The sequence below is a fragment of the Providencia sp. CIM-Carb-044 genome (assembly GCF_033901115.1).
Taxonomy (GTDB): Bacteria; Pseudomonadota; Gammaproteobacteria; order Enterobacterales; family Enterobacteriaceae; genus Providencia; species Providencia hangzhouensis.
This window is the reverse complement of sequence record NZ_JAXADV010000091.1, coordinates 1-275: the sequence shown is the minus strand read 5'-3', so window position 1 is coordinate 275 and position 275 is coordinate 1. Positions and strand designations below refer to the sequence as shown.

Below are 275 nucleotides of genomic sequence, written 5' to 3'. Positions count from 1 at the left end.
TCCACCTTGTATTCCATATTATAGTAGGTCGGAACGTTACTGATGGTGGCTAACCCACGGCTATTCGTCGTCGCATGGCCATTTTCAATCATCACGCCTTGCGCATTTGGCACATCAACCACTAAACGAGATTGGTCACGATAGGTTAAACGGTGCGCAGAAATACCGTGCTGTGTCGCGGTGACCGAGCCACTCATCGTCATACTTAGCGACGTCATGGAATCCGATAATGACCCCGTCACTTGGACTTGGCCGGCATCCGCGCTGTGTGACAC

Annotated in this window: 1 protein-coding gene; it reads right to left on the bottom strand. The window is 51.6% G+C overall.

Features of this window, described 5'->3' with window-relative positions; genetic code table 11:
* A partial coding sequence (locus SJ312_RS23425; RefSeq protein WP_319868431.1) for a fimbria/pilus outer membrane usher protein occupies positions 1–275 on the bottom strand: 275 nt, incomplete at both ends.